Origin of the sequence: Nocardia sp. NPDC058497 (assembly GCF_042720195.1) — a bacterium.
Classification (GTDB): Bacteria; Actinomycetota; Actinomycetes; order Mycobacteriales; family Mycobacteriaceae; genus Nocardia.
The window spans coordinates 1-4,191 of the sequence record NZ_JBHXMY010000514.1; the positions used below are offsets into that span (position 1 = coordinate 1).

4 protein-coding genes and 2 pseudogenes are annotated in these 4,191 nt (G+C 66.0%); 4 read left to right on the plus strand and 2 right to left on the minus strand.

The features are described 5' to 3' along the window. Both ACFWPJ_RS26145 and ACFWPJ_RS26150 read right to left on the minus strand, forming a co-directional pair. A partial coding sequence (locus tag ACFWPJ_RS26145; protein ID WP_378855120.1) for a multicopper oxidase domain-containing protein occupies nt 1-794 on the minus strand: 794 nt, incomplete at its 3' end. 100 nt (nt 795-894) lie between these two features. Further along, on the minus strand, nt 895-1,578 hold the full coding sequence (locus tag ACFWPJ_RS26150; protein ID WP_378855122.1) for a DsbA family protein: 684 nt from the start codon (nt 1,576-1,578) through the stop codon (nt 895-897). A 50-nt stretch (nt 1,579-1,628) separates the two neighbouring features. Here ACFWPJ_RS26150 and ACFWPJ_RS26155 point away from each other — a divergent pair. The 4 genes and pseudogenes from ACFWPJ_RS26155 to ACFWPJ_RS26170 form a co-directional block, all read left to right on the plus strand. Continuing rightward, a pseudogene (locus ACFWPJ_RS26155) lies at nt 1,629-1,805 on the plus strand (transcriptional regulator); the annotation flags it as partial. Further along, nucleotides 1,805-2,013: pseudogene (locus ACFWPJ_RS26160) on the plus strand (hypothetical protein); the annotation flags it as partial. The pseudogenes ACFWPJ_RS26155 and ACFWPJ_RS26160, both read left to right, overlap by 1 nt. 990 nt (nt 2,014-3,003) lie before the next feature. Continuing rightward, nucleotides 3,004-3,399, plus strand: coding sequence for a hypothetical protein (locus ACFWPJ_RS26165; protein WP_378855124.1), 396 nt, complete (start codon nt 3,004-3,006; stop codon nt 3,397-3,399). A 3-nt stretch (nt 3,400-3,402) separates the two neighbouring features. Beyond that, a complete protein-coding gene (locus ACFWPJ_RS26170) occupies nt 3,403-4,029 on the plus strand; it encodes a hypothetical protein (RefSeq protein ID WP_378855126.1) in 627 nt (208 codons plus the stop codon). Nucleotides 4,030-4,191: the final 162 nt, after the last annotated feature.

Consider the following 4,191-nt stretch of genomic DNA (forward strand, 5'->3'; position numbering starts at 1 on the left):
ATCCGGACCAGCTCGTTGCGCTTCACCCGCACCGGCTCGTGCATGTAGTGGAACGGGATCCCGTTGACCGCGTACAGCTGGTTGCCTTCACCGTCGAAGGTGGTGTTGTAGCCGTGCATCACCATCACCATCTCGTCCGCGGGTGGACGCGGAGAAGGTGGGTCGACGATGAACGTGCCGTACATCCCGCGAGCGATGTGTTCGGCCAACGGCCCTACGTGGCAGTGGAACAGGTGCAGCCCGAACGGGGTCGCGTCGAACTCGTAGGTCGTGGACTGGCCCGGCTGGATGATCCCGGCGCCCAGGCCGGCTATGCCGTCCATCTCGGCGGGGTGGATGCCGTGGAAGTGCAGCGTATGCGGGTGTTGGGAGCCGTTGCGGAAATGCACCCGCAGCAGGTCGCCTTCGCGACAGCGCAGGGTCGGGCCCGGGATGCGGGCGTTGAGTGTCCACGCGGGGAAGGTGACACCGGGGGCGACTTCGATGTCTTCGTCGCTGGCGTAGACCTCCCACTCACGCAGGGTTCGCCCGTCGGGCAGCCGCGTGGTGGTGCCGTAGTCGAAGTCACGCAGCACCTGGGTCGGGTTGAATCCGTTGGCGGTGTGGTCGACGGTCTGACCTATGCGGAACGTGGGGCCATCAGCTCCGCCGCCATGGGCGCCACTGTGGCCGGAGGGGGCTGGTGCTTGGGCTTTGGCGGGAGAAGCGTCGAGCAGACTGCGGCCCGCCAGCGCCAATCCGGCGGTGCTCGCCAGTGCACCGCCCAAAACAAAACGGCGGCTCGGATCATTCATAGTCCCAATAGTTTGGCACACCGAAAAATAGGATTCAATGGACCGAAGTCACCTTTGACGGGCCGAGAGCCTACCCGGAGCCCCGGGTACGCCGCGCGGCTCAGCTCAGGGCTGCGTCCAGCGCGGCGGCCAGATCCCGGGAACCGCCCACGGTGACCTTCTCGCCGTTGATGAAAAAACTCGGCGTTCCAGCCACCCCCAACGCGAGCCCCTCGTCGAAGTCCGACCGCACGCGCGCCGCGGTGGCGGGGTCGTTGTAGGCGGCCTCGAAAGCGGCCATGTCCAGGCCGATTTCGACCGCCAGACCGCGGAACACCGCATCCTGGGCCACCCGCTTCTCGCCCCACTCGGCCTGGGTTTCGAACAGGCGCTGATACATCTGCTCGAACCGGCCCTGCCCGGCGGCGGCTTCGGCGGCACGAGCGGCCCGCCCGGAATTGAAGTGCGAGGGTATCGGGAAGTAGCGGACCACGAAACTGACACGGTCGCCGTATTCGGTGCGCAACCGCTCCATCGCCGGATACATCGCCCGGCACGCCTCGCACTCGAAGTCCAGGAATTCCACCAGGGTCACCCGTGCGTCCGCGGGATCGGAGAGCCGGTGACTGTCCGGGCGCACCACCATCGCCTGCTCGGCTGTCCTATCCCCGCCGGGGGCGGGAGCCGATGCGCCGCGGTCGTCGTTGCGTGCCGCGGCCAGCACGACCGCGCCGATGACGATGACCAGTACCGCCGCCACTGTGGTCAGGATCCGTACGCGGCGCGACGCCGAGCGGGCGGTCATCGGAGCCAGCTCTGGACAAAAAGGGCATATCGGACAGTTTTGATCATGGCAGCCATGCTAGCTACCTGCGCGGATGCGGACTGGTCGTCGCGGTGCCGGAGGGTAGGCGCTCTCGCTACGAGCTCGCCGATGACCGGATCGCCGCCGCGCTGGGTGACCTGCTCGGGCTGGTCCTCGCCGTCGACCCGGCCTGCTGCCCCGCCTCCGACACCGAGGGATGCTGCTGATGTCCTCCCTCGGCATGCCCGCGCTGCCAACGCCGATTCCGGCCGGGCCGGACCCGGCGCGTAAAGCGTTGCTGGCGCGACGAATTCAGTGGTTCGTCGCCGCGACGATCACCTACAACGTGATCGAGGCGATCATCGCGCTCACCGAAGGCGTACGGTCTCCTCGACGGCGCTGATCGGGTTCGGCCTCGACTCGGTGATCGCGGTCAAGGAAGGCTTCAACGCCTGGAAAGGCGACACCTGCTGCCCCACACCACCTATCGGCCTCACCACCGTGCCCGCAGCGGCCGACGAGTGTGGTGACGGATGCTGCGCCACTGTAAAGCGGGACTGACGCCCCGCATTCCTTGATCTCGCGCGGATGTCGCGCGGACCCGGTACCGCCAGGAGATGCGGGCCGCCGACGAAGCCGCGACCGTCGGCGAACAGCGGTGGGCGCACCTGTAGCGGGCGCACATCTCGTCCGAGCCCGACCGGTAGCCGCATAGCCGCAACTGGGTCGCGATGTTCCCTCGCGGTCCGCCAGTGCGACCGCACTGTTGACCTCCGTGTGCGAGTGCACTCGAAGCCCGAACCTGGCACGAAGGCCAGGAATCTGTGCGCGAGAGGGGACTCGCATACAGATCGTGGGTCTAGAACCCGGAAATCTGTGTTCGAGTGCGATCGAATACATGTCGAGACGCTGGTGCGGGTCAACTATATAACCCGCTGCCAGCTCTTCGCTCGGGCGACGAAGGGATCCGGTGTCGCGTTGGCTGCATGCGACGCGGTAGGCGAGATCTCATCCCCGTGCTTGTCGCTCCAGCGATGGACTTCTGCAGCAGACCGTTCGGCCGCGCGGTGTCGACCACAGGCGCGGCGGTCATGGTCATTCGAGACTCCTGTCGGTAGTGCGTTGCTTCCGGTGCGTGGAGTCCCTGTACGCCTGAGAGCCGCGCTCGCCGGTGGTGTGTAAGGGTTGCGGTGATGGTGGGCATCGGGCGATCCGGCTACCGCAGTATGTGTGGATGCCCGCGACCGTGGGCATCCACACCGATCGACGACAACTGGTGAGCGCGGCCCGCCGGGTCGCGTCACCGGCTCCCGTTCGCGCTGGCCTCGATGATCATCCGGCCGGTCAGTGACTAGCCGACAGACCATGTCGTCGCGGTGGTAGCTTGGCTGTCGGAATTCCGGGGTTGTCGGGGGAGGCACACAGGTGAGGGTCGTCGAGGTGGACTCGGCGCGGCTGCGCGGGGAGGTCGCCGCGTTCTATGCCGGTTTCGGTCATCCGGGGCAGTTGGAATCGGCGTTGCGTGTGTCGACGTTGCTGGTGCCGTTGATCGACGACGATAGGGTGTTCACCCTCGCTTACGGTGGGCTGCAGTGGTTGTGTGGGTTCACCGGGGTCGCCGAGTACGCGCGTTTCATGACGGCGCGGGGTGTGGTGGCTGGTCGGGAGTACCGGTTCCACACGTTCCTGGGCTCGCGGCTGGTGGATTTCGCTGCGGAACAATCCGAACCGACGGGTATCGCGGTCGACATGCTCGGTGCCGCGCCGATGGCTTTCGGGCCTGATCTGAGCGCGGATGTTTCGATGTTCGGTCAGGGGTAGCGGGTGGGGGAGTTGAATGTCGATCCCGCTGTGCTGGAGCAGGCGAAGAACGGGATCAACGGGATCATCGGTGAGTTGACTTCGCTGGGGGTCATGGAGACCGGTGCGGTGGGTCGCGGGTTCTCGTTGTTGGCGTTGTCGCCGTTGGAGGCGGGGAAAGCGGTGGTGCAGTCGAGTTTCGAGACGTTCACCGAGCGGTGGTCGTGGGGTGTTCGGGCGTTGGTGCAGTCGGGTAACGCTCTCGCCGAGACGTTGGGGTTGGCGGCGGGCCGGTATTCGATGATGGAGGAGCAGTTCTCGAACACCTTCAAGGAGATGTTCACCCATCTGGCGGGGAATCCGCATCTGACCGACGCCGATATCGACAAGCGGTCGTGGGCCGACACATTGTCGGACAATCAGGCGAACTGGTTGTCCAACCCCCAATACAGCGGTGATTCGTTCACCCAGGCGTTCGGCAAGATCGGTGACAACGCCTCGCTGCTGGGCCAGTTGGGTTCGCATGTGGCGTCGAACCCGGAAATGCCGGAACAGAGTTTGTTGCAGCGGACGTTCCTGCCCGATACCGGGATGGCGGCGAAAGCCGCGGAGATTCAGGCGGCGCAAGCCGCGGCGCGTGGGGGGAAGTAGCACAAGGTGGGTCTCGGGGATTTCGTCAACGATCTGGGCGACAAGATCGAGAAGGGTCTCGAGTCGGCGGCCGCCTCGGCCGGTGAGTTCGCGGACACCGTGCTCGACCAGGCCGCGGCCGGAGCGCAAGCCCTCGGCGCGGTTGGTTTGGGTGAGACGTCC